This window comes from Winogradskyella litorisediminis (assembly GCF_042675765.1).
Taxonomy (GTDB): Bacteria; Bacteroidota; Bacteroidia; order Flavobacteriales; family Flavobacteriaceae; genus Winogradskyella; species Winogradskyella litorisediminis.
On record NZ_JBHTJL010000016.1, the window covers coordinates 517,979 to 539,716 of the forward strand.

Genomic DNA, 21,738 nt, shown 5'->3' on the forward strand with positions numbered 1-21,738 from the left:
ATATCTTAAAAAATAAAAGGAGCTCTATTTTAATACGAGCTCCTTTCTTATTATTAAATTTTCCATTACGCGGTCAAAATCCTTGCTAAAAATGTTTGCTTTTGGATGTATTATATTAGCGTCCTTATCAACAATAATTACTTTGTATAAATCATAAACAGCTAATGTTTCTAGTGCTTCTTTAGGATTTTCGAAGCGATATTCGTTGTCTAAATTAAAGTTGTATTGTTTAATAGTTTCTTTCCAGAATTTTTCAGGATTGTCGTTTATATTTATAGACATAAATCCCATTTTAGGAAATTTTGCTTGTAACTCTTTAACACGATAATGACTATTTTTGTAGTGTGTTTTGGTGTTTGCAGACCAAAAATACATTAGTGTAGGTTTGTCAACTATATCGGCAATGGTAGCTTCATTATTATTAATATCTATCAGTTTTAAATCTGGTAATCCTTTGCCTGGTTTTAAATTATCTAGAGAAGCAATAAGCTTATTCATGTACTTTATATCTTCTTCACTAGTTGTTTTTGAAAGGTAAGACGCCATCATGTCATTGATTTCGTCTTGGCTTTTGCTATTATTTATAAACTCTCTTGTTTTATATTTTAGGAGGTTGTTTTTAATAGTTTTGTCTTTTACCAAACTATCCACCAATGCTAGTTTTGATTTGTTGTATGACAATTCATAACGATTAAACTTACTATGAAACTCATTGTTTTTATAAAAATCAGTTACAGCAATGTTATCGAAATGGAAAAATAGAAATCTGCTATAAGCAAAAATTTCACTTAATTCTGATGCGTTGTAAGCAACGTTGTTTCTAAAATCATAAAAATTCTCAGGTAAATCTTTAATGTGAACAAGCTTATTTTCGCCATAATATGCAAACGGATAAATTTCTTTATCAGCATAGTTATGGTAATCGATATTTGCCTTAATTATTGAAGTCGCATAGTCAGAAATATTTGCTTTTTCTTTAAAACGTCTAAAATTTTCGAGCTCCTGATTATGGCGAACTTTAATAAAAGCATCAAATTCTTCAGGGTCTTTTTGCTGGCTATATTTAACGAGTTTTTGAGATTCGTTTTCGTTGTTTAAGAACGTTTTAATAAGATAATTGTTCTTTTTTGCGCCTTTGCCTGTAAATACTAAGGACTCGTCAAAATCATAAGTATTTAAACGAATCATCACACTATCCTTAGGCTCTAAAATAACAAACTGAATTTCGCCACCATGTCTAAAAGAGTAAAGACCAGCATTTATATTTTTTATAGTGTGGCTAAATCTATTTTGTGCGTCCAATAATAAAGTGTCAGCTACATCGCCTTTACGATTGTAAAGAATAACGTTTTCACCTTTTGGATTTATTATTTCGCCTCCAAAAAAAGCAGAGTCGCCATCATCCGAAGCTTTATCAAAACAGCTCGTTAAAGCCACAAAAAAAGCTAGGAAAGACAGCAAACGAAATTTCATGAAATGTAGTTTTATTCCCATATATACTAGCAAAAATATATGTTGCACAGTTGTACTCTTGTTAATGCTCCGTTAAATGTTAGTAACAAGGGTTTATATTTTTTGTAATCACTTAAATTTTCTACTTTTGCGCCCAATTAAAACTACTATAAATGTTATCAGTTTCTAACCTCTCGGTACAATTTGGAAAACGCGTTTTGTTTGATGAAGTAAATACCACTTTTAATAACGGTAATTGCTACGGAATCATCGGTGCCAATGGCGCCGGAAAATCTACATTTTTAAAGATTTTAGCAGGAAAAATGGACCCAACTTCAGGACATGTTCATTTAGAGCCTGGAAAGCGTATGTCTGTTTTGGAGCAAAACCACAATAAACACGATGATGATACCGTACTAGAGACCGTTTTAAAAGGAAACAAGCCATTATATAAACTAAAGTCTGAACTTGATGCGCTCTACGCTGATTATACAGATGAAAATGCAGAAAAAATTGGTGAGTTGCAAGTTCAGTTTGAGGAGATGAATGGTTGGAATGCTGACAGCGACGCTGCAGCAATGTTGTCTAACCTTGGCATAAAGGAAGAATTTCACTATACATTAATGGCAGATTTAGATGGTAAGCAAAAAGTACGCGTGCTTTTAGCGCAGGCGCTTTTTGGAAATCCTGATGTGCTAATAATGGATGAGCCTACCAACGATTTAGATTACGAAACCATCTCATGGTTAGAAAATTTCTTAGCCAATTACGATAATTGTGTTATAGTTGTATCGCACGACCGTCACTTCCTAGATGCAGTTTGTACTCATATTTCAGATATAGATTTTGCAAAAATTAACCACTTTTCTGGTAATTATACGTTCTGGTATGAGTCGTCTCAATTAGCGGCTAGGCAACATGCTCAGCAAAACAAAAAAGCAGAAGAAAAGAAAAAAGAATTAGAAGAGTTTATACGTCGTTTCTCGGCAAACGTTGCAAAATCTAAGCAAGCTACGAGTCGTAAAAAGATGATTGATAAACTTAATATTTCTGAAATTAAACGTTCAAGTCGTCGTTACCCAGCAATAATTTTTGAACGTGACCGAGAAGCTGGTGATCAAATTTTAAATGTTGATAAATTATCGGCAAGTCTAGACGGCGAAATTTTATTTAGAAATATTGATATTAACTTAAATAAAGGTGATAAGGTCGTTGTTTACTCTAAAGATAGTCGTGCAACTACTGCATTTTACCAAATTTTAAACGGTAAAGAAAAAGCAGACTCTGGTAAATTTGATTGGGGCGTTACAACAACTCAAAGTTACTTACCATTAGATAATAGCGAGTATTTTGAAGAAAAACAAACCCTAGTCGATTGGTTACGTCAATGGGCACAAACCGAAGAAGAGCGCGAAGAAGTAAATATTAGAGGCTTTCTTGGTAAGATGATTTTTAGTGGAGAAGAAGCATTAAAAACAGCAGATGTGCTTTCTGGTGGCGAAAAAGTCCGTTGTATGTTAAGCCGTATGATGATGATGCGTGCTAATGTTTTAATGTTAGATGAGCCAACTAACCACTTAGATTTAGAAAGTATTACAGCGTTTAACAATTCTCTTAAAAACTTTAAAGGCACAGTTCTGCTCACAACGCATGACCATGAGTTTGCACAAACCGTAGGTAACCGTATTATAGAATTAACGCCTAATGGTGTTATAGACCGTTACATGACCTTTGATGAATATATGAGTGATAAAAAGATTAAAGAACAGCGCGAAAAAATGTATGCTGTTGAGGCTTAATTTTTTTTAAAATAGTTTAAACAAAAAAGGAACTCTTTTAAAAGAGTTCCTTTTTTTTTTCTAATATAAATTGGTATAATTAATTGAAAACCAAAACAATCAACTAAAAACTAGCCTTTCATTTCAGCAATGACTCTATTAGTTATTTCTAAAGCCTTATTTAGCTCCTCATTATTGACAAATACCTCTTGGAATCCTTGATTAACTGATCCGTATCCAGCTAAGCGTTGAGATTCTCCTTCATCTTTTATAATAGGGATAATACCAGCAGCTTCTAATTCTGATTTTACGCGGCCAACCATTATAAAATTTCCGCCGTATATTTTTGTGTAATCTGAGTCGCTCATGATTTTTTGTTTTTGATAAGTTATTTCAAATTACAACAAATTTTAAAATAATTCTATTAAAAGTTTTTAAGCATTAAAGTACTTACTATTCCAAATAGCGTAGTTAAAATTTTTCCCAGCTGCGAAACCATAATATATAACCATAGCAGCAACAGATTTAAAGATGAAAAAGAAAATCATGCCAGCTTGTGTAGAATTGGGTTTGTTAGAAAAAATACCTTCAGGAAATAATGCTGTCGCTAATAAACTTAAAACAAATACAGCAAAAATTAAATTTCCAAAACCTTTATAAGGCCACATAAGTAATTTTCGGAAAGGGCTTAAATCATTTCCCCATTTATGTATTAAATAAAAATAACCATTGCCTATTGGAGCAAAAAGTAGCGGGTCATCAGCATTTTCTAACTTAAATAGTTTTGAAGGCGCTATAATTTTAAAACCACTAAGTTCAGTATTGTGCTCTTTTTCTAAAGCTTTGATTTTAGTAATTGCTTCGTAAGGCAATTTCCCTTTAAAATATTTACTATCTAAAAATCTTAATCGATAATCAATGCAAATCGATTTTATTTGATTAATGTGATAGATATTTTCCGTCTTAAGCAAATCAAATTCAAAATCATTAGAGTATTTAGACTTACCAGAATCGATAGTACTTAGGATTCGGTCTTCTTTTTTATTATCTGCGTCTAAAATTGCTCTAACTGAATCTAAAACACTAATTTCTGAAGATGTTTTTAGTTTAAGTCTTTGTAACTTCTCCTCAATATTAGTTCTCTTTATCATCATAGCTTTTTTATTTATAAAAATACGAATCAAACCATTGCTGTACAATTCTTTAACATTTATGTTTGATCATTTTTTAAATACTAAGAGAAAAAAACAATAACTTTAAACATAATTTTTTTAAATCGAAAAAAAGAATAGAAATTTTATTTAAAATAGTTAATTTCTATGGCGAAATAATTATAAGATATTTTAAACAAAAAAAATGAGCACTAAAATTTTATAATTTTAGCAAATCGAATCTTAAATAAAACACATAAAAAATGGATAATAAAAATACTGAGACATTTGAAATCAACAATAGTGATGCTGGTAAATGCCCTTTTTTAAGCGGAAAGCAAAAAAGTAGTGCTGGGCACGGTATTAAAAACAGAGATTGGTGGCCAAATGAATTAAAGTTAAATATACTTCGTCAACACGCTTCGAAAAACCATCCTTATGGAGAAGATTTTGATTATGCAAAAGCTTTTAGTACTATTAATTACGAAGAATTAAAGCAAGACTTAACCAACTTAATGACCGATTCGCAAGATTGGTGGCCAGCAGATTATGGGCATTATGGAGGATTAATGATTCGTATGGCATGGCATAGCGCTGGAACGTACAGAGTTGGTGATGGTCGTGGTGGCGCAGGAACAGGTAATCAACGCTTTGCACCCATCAATAGCTGGCCAGATAACGGAAATTTAGATAAAGCACGTTTATTATTGTGGCCAATAAAACAAAAATATGGCGCCAAATTATCTTGGGCAGATTTAATGATTTTAGCAGGTAATGTTGCTTTAGAATCAATGGGTTTCCCAACATTTGGTTTTGCTGGAGGACGAGAAGATATTTATGAGCCAGAACAAGATGTGTACTGGGGAAGCGAAACAGAATGGGGTGAAAACGCTGCGAGATACGATGGCGAAAAAGACCCATTAAAAAGAGATTTAGAAGACCCATTAGCAGCAGTAATGATGGGTTGGATATATGTTAATCCTGAAGGTCCAGATGGAAATCCAGATCCAATAGGTTCTGCTCATGATGTGCGCGAAACTTTTGGTCGTATGGCAATGAATGATGAAGAAACAGTTGCTCTTGTTGCAGGAGGTCACACATTTGGTAAAGCGCATGGTGCAGCTAATCCTAACGAATATGTTGGTGTTGAGCCTCATGGAGCAACGATGGCAGAAATGAGTACAGGTTGGAAAAACACTTATAACACAGGTGTCTTAGAAGATGCAATAACATCAGGAATTGAAGGTGCCTGGACGCCAAATCCTACACAATGGGATGCTGATTATTTTGATGTACTTTTAAATTATGATTGGGAATTAACTAAAAGTCCGGCTGGCGCACACCAATGGACACCAACTGCCGAATCAAAAGCGCGTATGGCACCAAGAGCAGGTGGAGAAGGACAGCAAGCATTAATGATGACAACAGCTGATATTGCGTTAAAAGAAGACCCAGCATATCTAGAAATATCTAAGAAATTTCATAAAGACCACAAAGCATTTGAAGATGCTTTTGCTAGAGCTTGGTTTAAGTTAACACACAGAGATATGGGACCAAAAGCTAATTATATTGGTCCAGAAGTGCCTGCTGAAGATTTAATTTGGCAAGACCCAATTCCAAAAGTCAATTATACTTTAAGTGATTCTGACATAGACACATTGAAGAAAATGATATTAGCTTCTGGCTTGTCAATATCTCAATTAGTAAAAACAGCTTGGGCTTCGGCTTCAACATTTAGAAATTCTGATAAACGTGGCGGAGCTAACGGTGCGCGTATAGCATTAGAACCACAGCGTAGTTGGAAAGTTAACAATCCTGAAGAATTAGAGAAGATACTCAATGTTTATAGAGGTATTATAAGCGAATTTAAAGGTGAGATTTCACTTGCAGATTTAATTGTATTAGCTGGAAATACTGGAGTTGAAGAAGCAGCAAGAAAAGCAGGACACTCAATACAGGTTCCGTTTGCATCAGGTCGTGGAGATGCGACTCAAGAGCAGACTGATATTGAGCAATTTAATTATTTAAAGCCAGTTGGCGATGGTTTCAGAAATTATCAAAATGCCAACGCTGATGTTAAAGCAGAAGATTTGTTAATTGATAAAGCAAATTTAATGTCGCTTTCAATACCAGAAATGACTGTTTTGGTTGGTGGAATGCGGGTTCTTGGAACAAATTATGATAATTCTGAATATGGAGTATTTACTGATAATGTAGGCGAATTAACTAATGACTTCTTCAAGAATATTTTAGATATGACCTATACTTGGAGCGAAACTTCAGAAGCCGAAACACATTTTGAAGGCCGTAATAGAAGAACAGGTGAAGTAAAATTTAAAGGTACACGTGCTGATTTAATTTTTGGTTCAAATACAGAGCTAAGAGCTGTTTGTGAGGTTTACGGCGCTAGTGATGGCGAGTTAAAATTTGTAAATGATTTTGTAGCTGCTTGGACAAAAGTGATGAATGCAGACCGTTTTGATTTAAAGTAAAATTTATTGAATAATGAAAAGGAGGAGTGCGTCATTGTGATGCATTCCTTTTTTCTTTTATCCAATTGGTCACTGAGCGAAGTCGAAGTGACATTAAAATTAATAATTCATGAATGCCACAGAACTATTTTTCGATACCATAAGAAAAGGTTTTAAAGACCGCTTACAACTTCAAATAAATAATAATCCACAAGTTGTAAACTCAAAAGATGCACGAGGTTTTACACCACTAATCTTTGCCACCTATTTTGGAAACGAAGATGCTACAAAAATTTTATTGGACAACGGTGCAGAGGTTAATGCTAAAGATAGTTCAGGAAATACTGCCCTATTAGGAGTTTGTTTTAAAGGAAATTTGCGGTTAGCAGAATTGCTAATTTCTAAAGGTGCTGATATCAATTCACAAAATAAAGTTGGCGTCACGCCATTGATTTATGCAGTAATGTACAATCAAGATGCAGTAGTAAGGTTGTTGTTGAAGCATAAAGCTGATACTTCTATAAAAGATAATAAAGGCAAGACAGCTTTAGCTTATGCTAAGGAAAAAGGAAATCAAAATTTAGTGGATATTCTAAACTAGAAAGAGCCGCAAACGCGGCTCTTTTTATTTAGTAAAAAATTAAAATTATTTTTATTTATCAATCGCACCCATAACGCGTTGCATAAAGCCGTTAAGAGCTTCTTTCCTTGGTGTGCCTTCTTTTATAGCTTTGTTAACTTCTAAAGCACCATACATATTAGAAATCAGTTCACCTATAACATCAAGTTCTTCGTCTTTAAGCGAAGGTACTTCAGTTAAATTTTCTAAAGTTTCAATGGTTTCAATAACAAAATCTTCATCATTTTCTTCAATGAAATTGGTCAATTGTTTTATTACTGGTAATTTCATAATAATTAAATGACTTCGTTAACTAATTCTTTAAGTACATCGAACTTATTGGTTTGTACTTGATTCTTAAATTCGCCTTTACTGAAAGTTGCAAATGTTGGTAAATTATCCACATTTGCTAATTTTCTACTTTCAGGAAATTTTTCAGCATCAGCAATAACAAAAACTGTGTTTTCATTTTCTGAAGCTAATTTTTTGAATTTTGGCTTCATGATACGGCAATTTCCACACCACGTTGCAGAATATTGTACTACAACATTTTCGTTTTCTGCAACAATATTTTTCAGGTTGTCTTCATTTAATTCCTTTATCATAATCTTTTTTTTTAATTACTGTCATGTCGTACTTAGTGCTTCGATTAAGCTCGACATGACAGAAAATTTATTAGCTTCTTAGTTTAAATGTGCTTTTAGGTACTCACGCGTACCAGCAACGTTAGCTTGCATAGCGTCTTTACCTTCTTCCCAATTTGCAGGGCAAACTTCACCTTTTTCTTGTACGTGTGTTAAAGCGTCCACCAAACGGATGTATTCTTGTACGTTTCTTCCTAATGGCATATTGTTAATACTTTCGTGTTGTACAGTACCTTCTTCATCGATGATGTAAGTCGCACGATAAGTAACGTTGTCACCTTCAACTTGTACAGAGTCAGTTTCTTCGTCATAAACCTCTTTGGTAATATCTAAAATGCCTAAAACACTTGAAAGATTTCGGTTGCTATCTGCAAGAATTGGATATTCAACACCTTCAATTCCACCATTGTCTTTAGATGTACTCAACCATGCAAAGTGAACTTCAGGTGTATCGCAAGACGCACCAATTACAATGGTATTTCTTTTTTCGAATTCTGAAACTGCTGCTTGAAAAGCATGTAATTCTGTTGGGCAAACAAAAGTGAAATCTTTTGGGTACCAAAACAATACTACTTTTTTGTTATTTTTTTGAGCTTCTTCTAAAACGTTAATTTTAAACGTATCGCCCATTTCGTTCATAGCGTCAACGCTAATATTTGGAAACTTTTTTCCTACAAATGACATATTAATGTTTTTAAGTTGTTTGTTGTTTTTTTGAAGTGCAAAATTACGACTTAAAACAAGTTTAAAATAGGGTGTTGTATAAGAAAAACCTATTGTGAAATAAGGGCTTGCAATAGATTTTTAGGAAAGCGCTTAAAACTAAAAATCTGATAATTTTGGAGGTTTAAAATTATCAGATTGATAGTATTTTTGATTAATATTTGTCAGATTCTTACTTATTTTTTTTAAAGCATTTTTATCTTAATTCTTAAGGCTGCAAAAAGCAATGTTGTAAATGGACTTAACCAATTAAAAATAGCGTAGAAAAAGTATTGCCAAACATCAACTCCCAAAACACCACTTTGATAAGCGCCACAAGTATTCCATGGGATTAAAACCGAGGTTACAGTACCAGAGTCTTCTAAAGTTCTGCTTAAATTTTCTGGGGCTAATCCTTTATCTTCATAAGCTTTCTTAAACATTTTTCCTGGAATAACAATAGCCAAATATTGGTCTGAAGCAATGGCGTTTAAACCCAAGCAACTAATCACTGTACTTGCAAATAAACCAAATATACTAGAGGCAACCGATAATAATGCATTTGTAATTCGGGATAAAGCACCAATACCATCCATAATACCTCCAAAAACCATGGCGCAAATAATTAGGAAGATTGTCCATAACATACCATTCATTCCTCCGGCGGAGAAGAGTTCATTTAGCGCTTCATTATCTGTAGTAATATTCGTGTCTGATAAGATGGCATTTGTAATGGCAGAAAAATTTGAATCAGATAAACTTTCTAAAACTTCAGGTTGAAAAATAAAAGCAAAAATTGCGGCTAAAATAACACCAGAAGCTAAAGCAATTAGAGGTTTTGTTTTTAATAAAATAAGTACAATAACTGCAACAGGAACCAAAAATAGCCAAGGATTAATATTAAATGCCTTATCAATCGATGCCAATAAGTTACTTATGTCAGCATCTCCGGTTGGTTCAATCGATGCACTAATTATCCCAAAGACAATAAGTGTTACAAGAACCGTAGGTACAGTTGTAATTGCCATATACTTGATGTGCGTAAACAAATCTGTGCCTGCCATTGCGGGCGCAAGGTTAGTAGTATCACTCAATGGCGACATTTTATCTCCAAAATAAGCACCAGAAATTACTGCACCAGCAATCATCCCTGAAGAAATACCAAGAGCTGTACCAATACCAACTAAAGCAATACCAACAGTTGCTGACGTCGTCCAACTACTTCCGGTAGCAATAGAGATTACTGCAGCGATAATTACAGACGCTGGCAGAAATATTTCAGGACTTAAAACTTGCAAACCGTAATACACCATCGCAGGAATTACACCGCTAACAAGCCAAGTTCCGGCAAGTGCACCAACTAAAAATAAAATCATTATTGGAATAAAAACACTTTTAAGGTTTTCCCAAATTTCTGCAATCATGGTAGTTATCTTGACTTTATTTAAAAAACCAACCAGTGCCGCAACGCCACCACCAATTAATAAAATAATTTGGTTTGTATATGCACCAAACCACTCTTGGCTTTCTACAAAGAATATGTTGTAAGCTAAAAGACTCATTAATATAACTACAGGAATCATAGCTTCAAAAAAACTTAATTCTTTGTTTGTCATTATATTTTGGTCGTCTGCTTTAAAACTGTCTTTATTGTTGTCTTGCATGCTTAGTTAGTTTAGTGTCGTAATGTTACGATTTTGAGTAACGATATGCAAATTCAGTTTTCAGTCTCAGTTTGCAGTTCCAGTATTCATCTTCATCTTCGACTTCAAATTCAACTTCATCCTCATTTGATTATTTTAGCAACTTCAAATATGGATTCATTAACTCAAATTGTTCTCGGTGCCGCTTGTGGCGAAGCTGTGTTAGGTAAAAAGATTGGCAATAAAGCCTTACTTTTTGGCGCTATTGGAGGTACAATACCAGATTTAGATGTGTTTGTCGGTAATTTAATTTACGATAACCAAATCCAAGCTATGATGTTTCATCGTGGGTTTATGCATTCGGTTTTGTTTTCGATTTTAGGAACCTTTGTGTTTGGTTGGTTGATTTACAAATTATATAATTTTGGGAAGCGATTGGGTACGACGACATTAAAAGATTGGCAAAAATTATTCTTTTGGTCATTATTAACGCATCCCATTTTAGACTGTTTTACACCTTACGGCACACAATTATTTTATCCGTTTTCAGATTATCGAGTAGCTTTTAATAACATTGCTGTGGTTGACCCGTTGTATACGGTTCCGTTTTTAATTTCAATGATTGTTTTAATGTTTTTTAACCGAAAAACTTTAAAACGAAGACGTTGGTTGAAGATTGGAGTTGGAATCAGTTCCGCATATATGCTATTCACATTAGGGAATAAATTTTATGTCAATTCAATTTTTGAAAAATCCTTTCAATCTAAAAATATTTTAGTCAGCCGTTTTAGAACACAACCGACTATTCTGAATAATATATTATGGTATGGCGTTGCAGAAACGGATGATGCGTTTTATCTCGGATTTTATTCGCTTTTAGATTCTGAAAATACAGTGAAAGACTTTCAAATTATAAAAAAGGAAAAGTCGCCTGTGCCTATGGATGATGAGGATTTGTCTTTGTTAGCCTGGTTTAGTGATGATTTTTATCATGTCATTCCTTCGGGCGAAAAAAGGATGTATCTCTATAAAGATTTGCGTTATCCATTGTTAAATCCTGAAGACAAAAATTCATCTTTATTTTCTTTCAGAATATTTAAAAATAATGGACGTTGGGATATGAAAAATTCAAGTCCAGATTTTGATAAGAATACGACTGCAAAAGATTTATTTCAACCAATGATAAAGCGTTTGAAAGGCTTATAAATTCAAATTGAAAGCAGTTGACTCAGCAGATTAAAAGTCAACCGCCATTCAATTTGACTCTTTTTTTTAATAATTATAGTATACTTAAATCTTTCATGCATTTGTGCATCATTTCAAAAGTACGTTCAATATCAGCATCTAGACCAATTGAGAAACGAATTAATCCGTCGCTTAGTCCCATTTCGGCTTGTTCGTCTTCTGGTATTTCGGATGAAGTTGAACTTCCTGGCGCAGAAAATAGGGTTTTATAAAAACCAAGGCTTACCGCTAAATAACCAAGATTTCTGTCTTGCATTAATTCCATTAATGAATTGGCTTTATCAAGAGAACCCACATCAATAGTTAGCATACCGCCGTAACCATATTTATCATTCATCATTGAAGTGAATAATTCGTGAGACGGATGCGATTTTAAACCTGGGTACACAGTTTTTAGATCTAAGCCTTCAAACTTTTCGGCTAGGAATAAAGCATTTTTACTGTGTTGTTGCATTCTTATATGAAGCGTTCTCAAATTTTTTAAAACCGAAGCCGAACGTAAACTATCCATTGTAGAACCCAATAACATAGCTGCGCCATCATTAACATTTCTTAGTTGGTCAATCATGTCTTGCGAGCCACAAACAACGCCACCAACAGTATCGCTACTTCCATTTATAAATTTGGTTAAACTGTGAATAACGATATCTGCCCCCAAATTTTTAGGCGAAATAGATAATGGCGAAAACGTGTTATCAACCACCAATTGTAAATTGTATTTTTTGGCTAAATCGGCTAACCCTTTAACGTCAGCAACTTCTAAAAGAGGATTGCTCACCGACTCGCAATATAAAATCTTGGTATTTTCAGTGATAGCAGCTTCAACAATATCTAATTTAGTAATATCTACAAATGACGTTTCAATACCCAAACGTGGCGTAAAGTTTTTAAGAAACGCATAAGTGCCACCATAGATAGTTCGACTGCTCACAATATGGTCACCGTTGCCGCACAATTGTAATAAAACTGGAGTGATTGCGCCCATTCCAGAAGCAGTTACGGTTGCCGTTTCTGTACCTTCCATTGCAGCGAGTGCTTCTCCTAAATATAAATTTGAAGGTGACGAATGACGCGAATACAAATAGCAGCCATCGGCATTACCTTCAAACGTATCAAACATCGTTTTTGCCGATAAAAAGGTATAGGTTGAAGAATCTGAAATAGAAGGATTAACACCACCAAATTCCCCAAAATACTGAAGGTCTTGAATATTGTTTGCAGGTTTAAAAGCCATGATTTTTATGTTTTAAATTCAATTCAAAATTGAAGAAATTGTGAATAATAATCAATTACTTATATCTAATTTAGATTATAAAACGTAATTTTATTTGTTTTGTAGATAAATTTTCTAATTTATGACTATCTTGTTTTAATAAAACCGAAAAATTTACTTTCATGCATCTAGATGAAACTGATAAACGTTTGTTGAAATTACTTCAGACAGACTGTAAGCAAACTACAAAAGCGTTGTCTCATAATTTGGGGTTATCCGTTACTGCGGTTTATGAACGCGTAAAAAAACTCGAAAATCAAGGCGTCATTAATAGTTATGTAGCGCTTTTAGATAAACATAAAATTGATAAGGATTTTGTAGCGTTTTGTCATGTGAAACTCACACAACATACGCAAGAATACGTAGTGCAATTTGAGCGCGAAGTAGCTAAATTAGCGGAGGTTTTAGAATGTTATCATATCAGTGGTGATTATGATTATCTTCTAAAAGTTTTGGTAGAAGATATGGAAGCATTTAGAGATTTTATGGTGAAAAAATTAACCACAATTAGCCATATTGGTAGTACACATAGTATGTTTATGATTAATGAGGTAAAGCACACAACACAAATCGTTATTTAATGATTAATACTTTAAAATTTAGGGCTTTAGAGCTATTTTTGCTTTTTGTAATTGTACCAATAAGTTTAGTTTTAGATTGGCCAATGGAAGGCAAATTAACACTAGGAGCTTTTGGTTTTTTGTATGTGATTTTAATTTCCGTTTTTGCAGAACATCCAAAGTTTGTTAAGCCAAATAGAGATAAGTGGTTGTCGTTTTTAAAATCAACTTTAGTGAAATTTATAATCATTGCTTTGGTATTAGCTGTATTTGTTTACTTAACAACACCAGAAAAGTTATTTTATGTTATAGAAAAACCTAAGATATGGTTGTTTTTTTTAGGTGTTTATACTTTATTTTCAGTTATACCTCAAGAATTTTTATACCGTACTTTTTTCTTTAGTCGGTATCAAGTTTTTTTTAAAAACAAGAATTTGCTAATTCTTATTAATGCTGGTTTATTCTCGTTAGGCCACTTGTTTTTTGGAAATACCTTAGTAATGATAATCACGTTTATAGGAGGATTGCTTTTTGCATTTACATTTTACAAGACTAACTCAACTGTGTTAGTAATGGTTGAGCACATGATTTATGGTTGCTGGTTATATACAGTTGGTATGGGCGAGATGTTAGGATTTCCAACTTAGTGAAACTAATTTTTTTAGTAATTAAATTTTCTTTAGGCAACCTTCTTCAAAATTTTATCGTCTTTAATTACAAAGACTATATATTTATCATTAAATCAAAATTTATATGAAGAAAATTATATTACTCCTTGTCGTTTCAGTTTTAGTTCACTCTTGCGGAAGTATTGCTAATTATAATGAGGCTGTTTCTAAAATGCACCCAGTAGAAGATTTGCAAGAAGATGTAGATGCTGTTTACAAACAATTAAAAAGATTACATCCAAGATTGTATCAATTTACTCCTAAGGAAACTTTAGATTATAAGTTTGATAGTTTAAAAACCGCGATAAAGCAACCGATGACAAGTCGAGACTTTTACAAGCAATTATCGCAAGTCACAAAGTATGTCGGACAAGGACACATGTCGGTGTCACCACCTTCAAAAAAATTGAATAGAAAAGAACAAAAAGAATTTAGAAAACTAGAATTTGATATTAATAATATTGATACCGAATATCTAGATAATACATTATTTATAAGTAGCGCAAAAGGCAAAGATTCTCTTTTAAAATATGCTGAAATTATTGAAGTTGACGGCATTAAAACAGAAGATTTTCTTAGACAATTTAAAAAACGAATAGCTTCAGATGGATATAATACTACATTTCATCCTCGTGTTTCTGGTAATCGTTTTTTTAGATATTACTATTATGACAAAGGAAGATTTGATAGTATAAGCTTAAAACTAAAAAATAGCGATTCTACTTTTATTAAAAAGTTTAAGCGTTTACCAAAACCTAAAAAGAAAATAGACTCTGCAAAACTTGATTCTTTAAAAAATGTGCCTAAAAAGAAATTGACAAAAGCTGAGAAGAAAGCAAAAAAAGCAAAATCTAAAGAGAAATTTAAAAATCGTCAAAAATACGGGTACAATTACGAGACTAAAACTAATAATAGAGAATTAAGTTTTATTGGTAAAGACAGTACAATAGCGCTTATGAAAATACGTGGTTTTAGTATTGGTGACTATGAGGCTTTTTACGAAGAAGTTTTTACTAAAATTGATTCTGCAAAATCTAATAATCTAATAATTGACTTACGAAATAATTTTGGTGGACGACTTAATGAAATTACCGAATTGTATTCATATTTAACAGATAAAAATTTTCAACTAATTAATAAAAGTGAAACAAATACACGAATTCCTATTTTAAAAACAGGATTTAGTAATTCAACATCAGTGGGTACTAAGGTCATTTACGGCTTATTATCTCCAGGATTTTTGGTTTATGATTTGTTGCATACTAGTAAAAAAGACGGTCAATTGTACTATAAATTTAAATCAGCAAAAGAAACAGAGCCAAAATCACTCAATTTTAAGGGGAATGTATATGTGCTGACTAATGGTAATTCATTTTCGGCTTCATCCGTATTATCAACCCAACTAAAAGGAAGTAAGCGCGCAACCATTGTTGGCGAAGAAACTGGTGGTGCTTACAACGGAACTGTGGCAGGTTTTTATAAAATTTATGAATTGCCAAACACAAAAGTCAAAGCACGTATAGGACTAATGCACATCGACTCAAAATACAAAACTGAGCCAGATGGTTACGGTGTAAAGCCAGACGTAAAAATTATACCAACCTATGAAGATAGGATAAACGGTGTTGACCCAGAGCTAGAATGGATTTTGAAAGATATTGAAAGCAAACAGTAATTTTTAGTAAGTAGAAAGCTGTACGCAGTTTTGATACTAAAAATCATCAAAAATGTTTAAATCTCTTTGCCAGTTTTATTCATCGAATTTCACTGCAATCACTGACTAAATATCTATTTCAAAATTCGTAATTCGTTTACATAAGTATTATCTTTGTTATTCATTAAAATTGAAAAATACTTCTTATGAAATCATACGATGTCGTAGTTATAGGTTCTGGTCCTGGTGGATATGTTGCAGCAATTCGCTGTGCTCAACTCGGGATGAAAACCGCAATTATTGAAAAATATCCAACTTTAGGTGGCACTTGTCTTAACGTAGGATGCATACCAAGTAAGGCACTTTTGAGTTCTTCTCATCATTACGAGGAAGCCACTAAGCATTTTGCTGACCATGGTATCGATATTCCTGGAGATATTAAAGTTAATCTCGAAAAAATGATTGGCCGAAAGCAAGCTGTAGTAGACCAAACCACTGGCGGTATTAATTTTTTGATGAAGAAGAATAATATAGATGTGTTTGAAGGTGTTGGGTCTTTTAAAGACAAAACCCACATTGCTATTGAGGGTAAAGATGCTCAAGAGATTGAAGCGAAAAATACAATTATTGCCACTGGAAGTAAGCCAAGTAATTTACCATTTATTGAGTTAGATAAAGAACGAATTATAACTTCTACAGAAGCCTTAAAGCTAAAAGAAGTCCCTAAACATATGATTGTTATTGGAGGTGGAGTTATTGGTTTAGAACTTGGTCAAGTTTATTACAGATTAGGTGCTGAAGTTACGGTTATTGAATATATGGACCGTATTTTACCAACTATGGATGCTGGCTTGTCCAAAGAATTGAACAAAGTGTTTAAAAAAGCCAAGTGTAATATGATGATGTCTCACAAAGTACAATCTGTGGAGCGTAAAGGCGATGAAGTTATTGTAAAAGCTGAAAATAAAAAGGGCGAAGTTGTAGAATTTAAAGGCGATTATTGTTTAGTTTCTGTGGGTCGTCGTCCGTTTACAGATGGCTTAAATGCCGAAGCTGCAGGCGTAAAAATTAACGATAGAGGACAAGTTGAAGTTAATGAACATTTACAAACTTCGACCTCCAATATTTATGCAATTGGCGATTGTGTTCGTGGAGCTATGTTAGCGCACAAAGCCGAAGAAGAAGGTGTATTTGTTGCTGAAACCTTAGCAGGTCAAAAACCACATATAGATTATAATTTAATCCCAGGTGTTGTGTATACATGGCCAGAAGTAGCTGCAGTTGGTAAAACAGAAGAGGAATTAAAAGCAGATAATATAGAATATAAAGTCGGTCAGTTTCCATTTAGAGCCTTAGGACGTGCACGTGCAAGTGGCGATATCGATGGATTTGTAAAAATCCTAGCAGATAAAACTACAGACGAAGTGCTTGGTGTACACATGATTGGCGCACGTTGTGCAGATTTAATTGCTGAAGCAGTTACAGCAATGGAATTTAGAGCGTCTGCTGAAGATATTTCGAGATACTCACACGCACACCCAACATTTGCAGAAGCAATTAAAGAAGCGGCTTTAGCAGCTACCGACGATAGAGCGTTACACGTTTAAAATTGATGTGTCATTCTGAACTTGTTTCAGAATCTTATTATATGAAAGCGAATCATTTTGATTCGCTTTTTTTATTTTTACTATATGAAAAAATTAGTTTTTATATTAATACTTTTTACAGTAACTGCGTGCGGACCCAAAGTCCGAAGCGTTATAAATACCCAAAGACAGCCATTACCTTATAATGCCACAGTAATAGTCGTGGCCTATGACGAAAATCCCGATATCATCGGAGAGGAAATAGGTGAGGTTAAGATTCAAGATGGCGGATTAGCAGCACAATGTTCGTATTATGAAAATGTTCAAAATCTTAAAGCTGAAGCAAGAGAATCAGGCGCAAATCTTATTAAAATTACCAAACACAAAAAGCCAGATGGTTGGAGCACCTGTCATCGCGTTTGGGGAACATTATATTTTGTAAAAAATCCAAAAGACTACGAATCTAGAATTACATGGAACGAAAACAGAAAACTCACTTGGGATGATTTTAAAGGCAATCCCAATTTAGAGGAGTTTCCAACAGCTTTAGCAGTAACAAATTCTGGTTTTGGTTTCGAGCCGAGTGCATTTAGTTTGTTTAAAAAAGGTAAGCTTTTTATTCAAGCTACAATGAATACCAATAAAAGTTGGGCATTACCAGAAGGCAGAACAGATTATGTTTTAAAACATGAGCAAATTCATTTTGACATTACAGAAATCTATTCGAGAAAACTTCGAAAAATATTTCAAGAAAATAATTTTACATCTGCAGATTACTTAAGAGCTAAAGAAGTATTTGATGCTTTGTTTGCTGAATATAGGGAGTTTCAAGACCGTTATGATACAGATACTCAGAAGGGAATTAAAGAAGAAACTCAGAAAAAATGGGAAGCAATTGTAGAAATTGAATTGGCAAAATACGAAGCATACAAAAACTAATTAATTTATACATTGAAATCTAAAATTGTACTAATTCTTTCAAATCGGTTAATAGGTTTCATGCTTTATTATTAGCTTACATCAAATTAAATTTGATGAAAAAAATCTTTTTCTTGTGGAGCCGATTAACAGCCACGTTTTGGTTTGTTCCGTCTTTGGTTATAGTTATTGCTCTAATTTTAGTAGCATGTTTTTTAAAATTAGATAGTGTAGTTAATGTACCTACTGATGGTTTTGGTAGATTTTTGTTTGTAAACAGTTTAGAATCTGCTCGTAGTTTATTAACAACAATTTCTGGTGCTATGATAGGTGTTGCAGGTACGGTATTTTCTATGACATTAGTTGCATTGTCTTTAACATCTTCTCAATTAGGGTCGCGACAAATTAAAAATTTTATGTACGACCGAATTAATCAAGTGGTTTTAGGGTCTTACATTTCGACATTTGTTTGCTGTATTATTATTTTAAATGTAATTAACAAGTTTGAAGGAAATGCTTACATTCCTTATCTCACCATAATGTTTGCTACTTTTTTAGCCATTGCAAACGTAATTTTACTAATTGTATTTATTCATCATATAGCTGTGAGTATTCAGGCAGATACGGTAGTTTCAGAAATATCTCAACATCTTTCAAAATCTTTAAATACGCTTTTTCCAGAATCTCTTGGTGAACAAGCTGAAGACGATTGGGATGATGAGAAATTTGAAAACGAATTACAGAAATATAAAATTACACATAACTTAAATTCGCGCTCTAGCGGTTACATTCAGTACATTGATAGTCAGGCGTTATTAGAAAAGACAAAAGAATATGATGTGTTACTTAAATTAGATTGTAAACCCGGTGATTATACGGTTAAAGACGTGCAATGTGCCACTATTTATTCAAATGAAATTTTAGGTGAAGATGATTTAAATAATTTTAAAAAATCATTTGTTACAGGAGATACGAGAACAACAGAACAAGATGCAGAGCATTCTATACACCAATTGGTAGAAATTGCTGCGCGCGCTTTATCTCCAGGAATCAACGATCCATATACAGCCATAGCTTGTGTAGATAATTTAACAAAGTCATTAGTGTATTTATCTAAAGTAAAATTTCCTTCAAAATTTAGATTAGATGCTGAAGGCAATTTGAGAATTGTTACCGAGATTTTAGATTTTGAAGGTGTGCTAAATGCAGCATTTAATCAAATACGGCAATTTTCAAAAGATGTACCATCAGTGGTTATACGAATGATGGAATCCTTAATTACAATACATAAATTTATTGACCAACCAGAAAACAAAGAGGCTATAAAAAAACATGCGACAATGCTGCTTAATATGGGAAAAAATCATTTTATAGAACCAAATGATGTTGAAGATTTAGAGCGACGGGCTAAGTTAATTTTGGAGTAGTCTATAAAGCTTGCAAGAAATTTAATACCTTAGATTTGTAGCTTCTACTTATGGTTAATTCTTTATCATTAAGCCTTACCGATTCGTTAGAAAATGACCTAATTTTAGTTATTGCCACTATGTAAGACCTATGTATTCTTAAGAATTGTTGCTGAGGTAATTTAACTTCTATATTACTTATAGTTTCTCTGGTGACTATTGTTTTGTCTCTGCAATGAATTTTAATATAATCGCTATAACTTTCAATATAAATAATATTATCAAAATCTATTTTTTGCATTTGTCTGTCGGCACGCACGAATATAAAATCTGAATTTTCAGAATTTGAAACAGCTTCAGTAATATTAGAATTTGAAACTTCAAAATAACGATTGACGGCTTTGAGTAATCTTTCAAAAGAAATAGGTTTTAAAACATAATCTACAGCCTGCAAATCGAAGCCTTCAACTGCATAATCGCGATAGGCAGTAGTAAAAATGACTTTGACATTTTTGTTTATAGATTTGGCAAAAGCAATCCCAGAAATTTCGGGCATGTTAATATCTAGAAATATTAAGTCAATTTCGTGTTGACTTATTGTATTAAAGGCTTCAATAGCGTTTTTGCATTTGGCTATTACATTGATGCGTTCAATCTTTTGGAGATGTAGCGCTACAATATCTCTGGCTATGGCTTCATCGTCAACTATAATGCAATTTACCTTTTTAGCCATTAGAGATATGCAATTTTAAGTTAACAGAATATTCAGTTTCAGTTTCCAAAATATCTAATTCGTGATTATTTTGAAAAAGCAATTCTAAGCGTTTTTTTATATTGTCTAAACCTATTCCATTTAAAGATATTTCTCCTTTTTTATGAGAATTTTTTATACTGAAATTGATGTGATTTTTAAAACATTTAAAGTTGATGTCAATCTTTAACTGACCATTTATAATTTTTCCATGTTTGAAGCTATTCTCTATAAATGGTAAAAATAACATCGGTGGAACGGATATATTTTCAGTACACTTTTCGGCTTTAAAATTCACCAGAAGCGTATCATTAAAACGCATTTTTTCTAAACTAATATAATCTGTAATGTGATTAATTTCTTCAGATAAGGCGACTGAAGGTTTATCGACTTGATATAATAAATAGTCAAGTAAATTGGAAAGTTTTAGAATCATTTCTGGAGTAGCATCAGACTTTTTTAAAGCAAAACCATACATTGTATTTAGCGTATTAAATAAAAAGTGCGGATGAATCTGCATCTTTAAATAATTTAATTCTTGTTCCTTTAACTTCAGTTGCGCTTCAAAAATTTTTGCTTCGAGCTCAGCATTATATTTGGATTGCTTTAAATTCAACTTTAAGAGATTAAAAGCGCTAACTACAATGACGACTAGATAAATACAAGCAATAATAAATAACGTGTTACGCGTTAAAGATTCCACCTTAGTAAACATAAAGTCAGTTAAAAATGCGATACCATAAAATACCGAAAACATAATACTAAAGACAGATATAATTATCGTGTATAAACTATAAAGCCCAAATAGAAAATAACGTTTTTTAACGAGGTAATCGGGTATAAGTTTGTAAACGGAAATGTAAGTAGTGCCAATAGTTATGGGCATTAAAAACAGAGAAAAATAAAAAATATTACTATTAATAGTATTGTCAGCACTGAACGTGAGTGTAAAAAAGAGAATTATGGCTAGCCAAAACAAAACGTGCAGAAGCACTCGTTTTAATCTACTAGTTGTTGTTTTGTTTTTCTTCACGTTTGTATATTCTCGGCACAATAATAGTTTATTTTTAGGTGCAGAGATTATTTTGTAGACGAATAACAGATTTTGTGCCTGTTTTGACATCTGTGTTAAATCCCGATGGAAATTTGTCATTGGTCGCATTCTACTTTTTTTAAGCAAATCTCATCTTATGTTTGTTTTCAGTTTAACTAAAAAA

At 32.9% G+C, this 21,738-nt stretch carries 20 protein-coding genes; 10 read left to right on the forward strand and 10 right to left on the reverse strand.

Annotation, left to right across the window (positions count from 1 at the left end; all coding sequences use genetic code 11):
• Positions 1 to 24: 24 nt before the first annotated feature.
• Positions 25 to 1,473 carry a TlpA family protein disulfide reductase gene (locus ACFQ1Q_RS13530; RefSeq protein WP_386132567.1) on the reverse strand — a complete coding sequence of 483 codons (1,449 nt, stop codon included), beginning with the start codon at positions 1,471 to 1,473 and terminating at the stop codon, positions 25 to 27.
• A 152-nt stretch (positions 1,474 to 1,625) separates the two neighbouring features.
• Here ACFQ1Q_RS13530 and ACFQ1Q_RS13535 point away from each other — a divergent pair, with 152 nt between their 5' ends.
• Positions 1,626 to 3,251 (forward strand): ABC-F family ATP-binding cassette domain-containing protein, encoded by a 1,626-nt coding sequence (locus ACFQ1Q_RS13535; protein WP_386132569.1) that lies wholly within the window; start codon positions 1,626 to 1,628, stop codon positions 3,249 to 3,251.
• A gap of 110 nt (positions 3,252 to 3,361) precedes the next feature.
• Here the strand turns inward: ACFQ1Q_RS13535 and ACFQ1Q_RS13540 are convergent, their stop codons facing one another.
• Entirely contained in the window at positions 3,362 to 3,598 is a 237-nt protein-coding gene (locus ACFQ1Q_RS13540; protein WP_386132572.1) for a putative signal transducing protein, read from the reverse strand.
• Between the two features lie 66 nt (positions 3,599 to 3,664).
• A complete protein-coding gene (locus ACFQ1Q_RS13545) occupies positions 3,665 to 4,384 on the reverse strand; it encodes a hypothetical protein (protein WP_386132575.1) in 720 nt (239 codons plus the stop codon).
• A gap of 260 nt (positions 4,385 to 4,644) precedes the next feature.
• On the opposite strand from ACFQ1Q_RS13545, the gene katG reads away from it, so the two are divergent.
• Positions 4,645 to 6,873 (forward strand): catalase/peroxidase HPI, encoded by a 2,229-nt coding sequence (gene katG, locus ACFQ1Q_RS13550; RefSeq protein WP_386132578.1) that lies wholly within the window; start codon positions 4,645 to 4,647, stop codon positions 6,871 to 6,873.
• A 109-nt stretch (positions 6,874 to 6,982) separates the two neighbouring features.
• Positions 6,983 to 7,453: an ankyrin repeat domain-containing protein gene (locus ACFQ1Q_RS13555; protein WP_386132581.1), complete on the forward strand. Its 471-nt coding sequence runs from the start codon at positions 6,983 to 6,985 to the stop codon at positions 7,451 to 7,453.
• Positions 7,454 to 7,504: 51 nt separating this feature from the next.
• Here the strand turns inward: ACFQ1Q_RS13555 and ACFQ1Q_RS13560 are convergent, their stop codons facing one another.
• The 4 genes from ACFQ1Q_RS13560 to nhaC all read right to left on the reverse strand — a co-directional run bounded on the left by ACFQ1Q_RS13560 (position 7,505) and on the right by nhaC (position 10,481).
• Positions 7,505 to 7,762 carry a DUF6952 family protein gene (locus ACFQ1Q_RS13560; RefSeq protein WP_386132583.1) on the reverse strand — a complete coding sequence of 86 codons (258 nt, stop codon included), beginning with the start codon at positions 7,760 to 7,762 and terminating at the stop codon, positions 7,505 to 7,507.
• Between the two features lie 5 nt (positions 7,763 to 7,767).
• The gene (locus ACFQ1Q_RS13565) at positions 7,768 to 8,076 is read right to left on the reverse strand and encodes a thioredoxin family protein (protein ID WP_386132585.1); all 309 of its coding nucleotides are present in this window, start codon (positions 8,074 to 8,076) and stop codon (positions 7,768 to 7,770) included.
• Between the two features lie 78 nt (positions 8,077 to 8,154).
• Positions 8,155 to 8,799: a peroxiredoxin gene (locus tag ACFQ1Q_RS13570; protein ID WP_386132588.1), complete on the reverse strand. Its 645-nt coding sequence runs from the start codon at positions 8,797 to 8,799 to the stop codon at positions 8,155 to 8,157.
• A gap of 224 nt (positions 8,800 to 9,023) precedes the next feature.
• Positions 9,024 to 10,481, reverse strand: coding sequence for a Na+/H+ antiporter NhaC (gene nhaC, locus ACFQ1Q_RS13575; RefSeq protein ID WP_386132591.1), 1,458 nt, complete (start codon positions 10,479 to 10,481; stop codon positions 9,024 to 9,026).
• Between the two features lie 150 nt (positions 10,482 to 10,631).
• Here nhaC and ACFQ1Q_RS13580 point away from each other — a divergent pair, with 150 nt between their 5' ends.
• Positions 10,632 to 11,666, forward strand: a complete 1,035-nt coding sequence (locus tag ACFQ1Q_RS13580; RefSeq protein ID WP_386132594.1) for a metal-dependent hydrolase — start codon at positions 10,632 to 10,634, stop codon at positions 11,664 to 11,666.
• A gap of 73 nt (positions 11,667 to 11,739) precedes the next feature.
• On the opposite strand, the gene ACFQ1Q_RS13585 is transcribed toward ACFQ1Q_RS13580, so the two are convergent.
• Positions 11,740 to 12,939 carry an aminotransferase class I/II-fold pyridoxal phosphate-dependent enzyme gene (locus ACFQ1Q_RS13585; protein ID WP_386132597.1) on the reverse strand — a complete coding sequence of 400 codons (1,200 nt, stop codon included), beginning with the start codon at positions 12,937 to 12,939 and terminating at the stop codon, positions 11,740 to 11,742.
• 161 nt (positions 12,940 to 13,100) lie between these two features.
• Between ACFQ1Q_RS13585 and ACFQ1Q_RS13590 the strand changes: the two genes are divergently transcribed.
• The 6 genes from ACFQ1Q_RS13590 (at position 13,101) to ACFQ1Q_RS13615 (ending at position 19,791) form a co-directional block, all read left to right on the forward strand.
• Positions 13,101 to 13,559, forward strand: a complete 459-nt coding sequence (locus tag ACFQ1Q_RS13590) for an Lrp/AsnC family transcriptional regulator (protein WP_386132600.1) — start codon at positions 13,101 to 13,103, stop codon at positions 13,557 to 13,559.
• On the forward strand, positions 13,559 to 14,185 hold the full coding sequence (locus tag ACFQ1Q_RS13595) for a CPBP family glutamic-type intramembrane protease (RefSeq protein WP_386132603.1): 627 nt from the start codon (positions 13,559 to 13,561) through the stop codon (positions 14,183 to 14,185). The genes ACFQ1Q_RS13590 and ACFQ1Q_RS13595 overlap by 1 nt, the downstream gene beginning before the upstream one ends.
• A 106-nt stretch (positions 14,186 to 14,291) precedes the next feature.
• Complete coding sequence (locus tag ACFQ1Q_RS13600) at positions 14,292 to 15,881, forward strand: S41 family peptidase (RefSeq protein ID WP_386132606.1); 1,590 nt, start codon at positions 14,292 to 14,294, stop codon at positions 15,879 to 15,881.
• Positions 15,882 to 16,066: 185 nt separating this feature from the next.
• Entirely contained in the window at positions 16,067 to 17,467 is a 1,401-nt protein-coding gene (gene lpdA / locus ACFQ1Q_RS13605) for a dihydrolipoyl dehydrogenase (protein WP_386132609.1), read from the forward strand.
• An 84-nt stretch (positions 17,468 to 17,551) separates the two neighbouring features.
• A complete protein-coding gene (locus ACFQ1Q_RS13610; protein WP_386132611.1) occupies positions 17,552 to 18,385 on the forward strand; it encodes a hypothetical protein in 834 nt (277 codons plus the stop codon).
• Positions 18,386 to 18,480: 95 nt separating this feature from the next.
• Positions 18,481 to 19,791 carry a DUF2254 domain-containing protein gene (locus ACFQ1Q_RS13615; protein ID WP_386132613.1) on the forward strand — a complete coding sequence of 437 codons (1,311 nt, stop codon included), beginning with the start codon at positions 18,481 to 18,483 and terminating at the stop codon, positions 19,789 to 19,791.
• 1 nt (position 19,792) lies between these two features.
• Here ACFQ1Q_RS13615 and ACFQ1Q_RS13620 read toward each other — a convergent pair whose 3' ends face one another.
• Positions 19,793 to 20,503 carry a LytR/AlgR family response regulator transcription factor gene (locus ACFQ1Q_RS13620; RefSeq protein WP_386132616.1) on the reverse strand — a complete coding sequence of 237 codons (711 nt, stop codon included), beginning with the start codon at positions 20,501 to 20,503 and terminating at the stop codon, positions 19,793 to 19,795.
• The gene (locus tag ACFQ1Q_RS13625) at positions 20,496 to 21,554 is read right to left on the reverse strand and encodes a sensor histidine kinase (RefSeq protein ID WP_386132618.1); all 1,059 of its coding nucleotides are present in this window, start codon (positions 21,552 to 21,554) and stop codon (positions 20,496 to 20,498) included. Before ACFQ1Q_RS13625 ends, ACFQ1Q_RS13620 begins: the two co-directional genes overlap by 8 nt.
• Between the last annotated feature and the right edge of the window lie 184 nt (positions 21,555 to 21,738).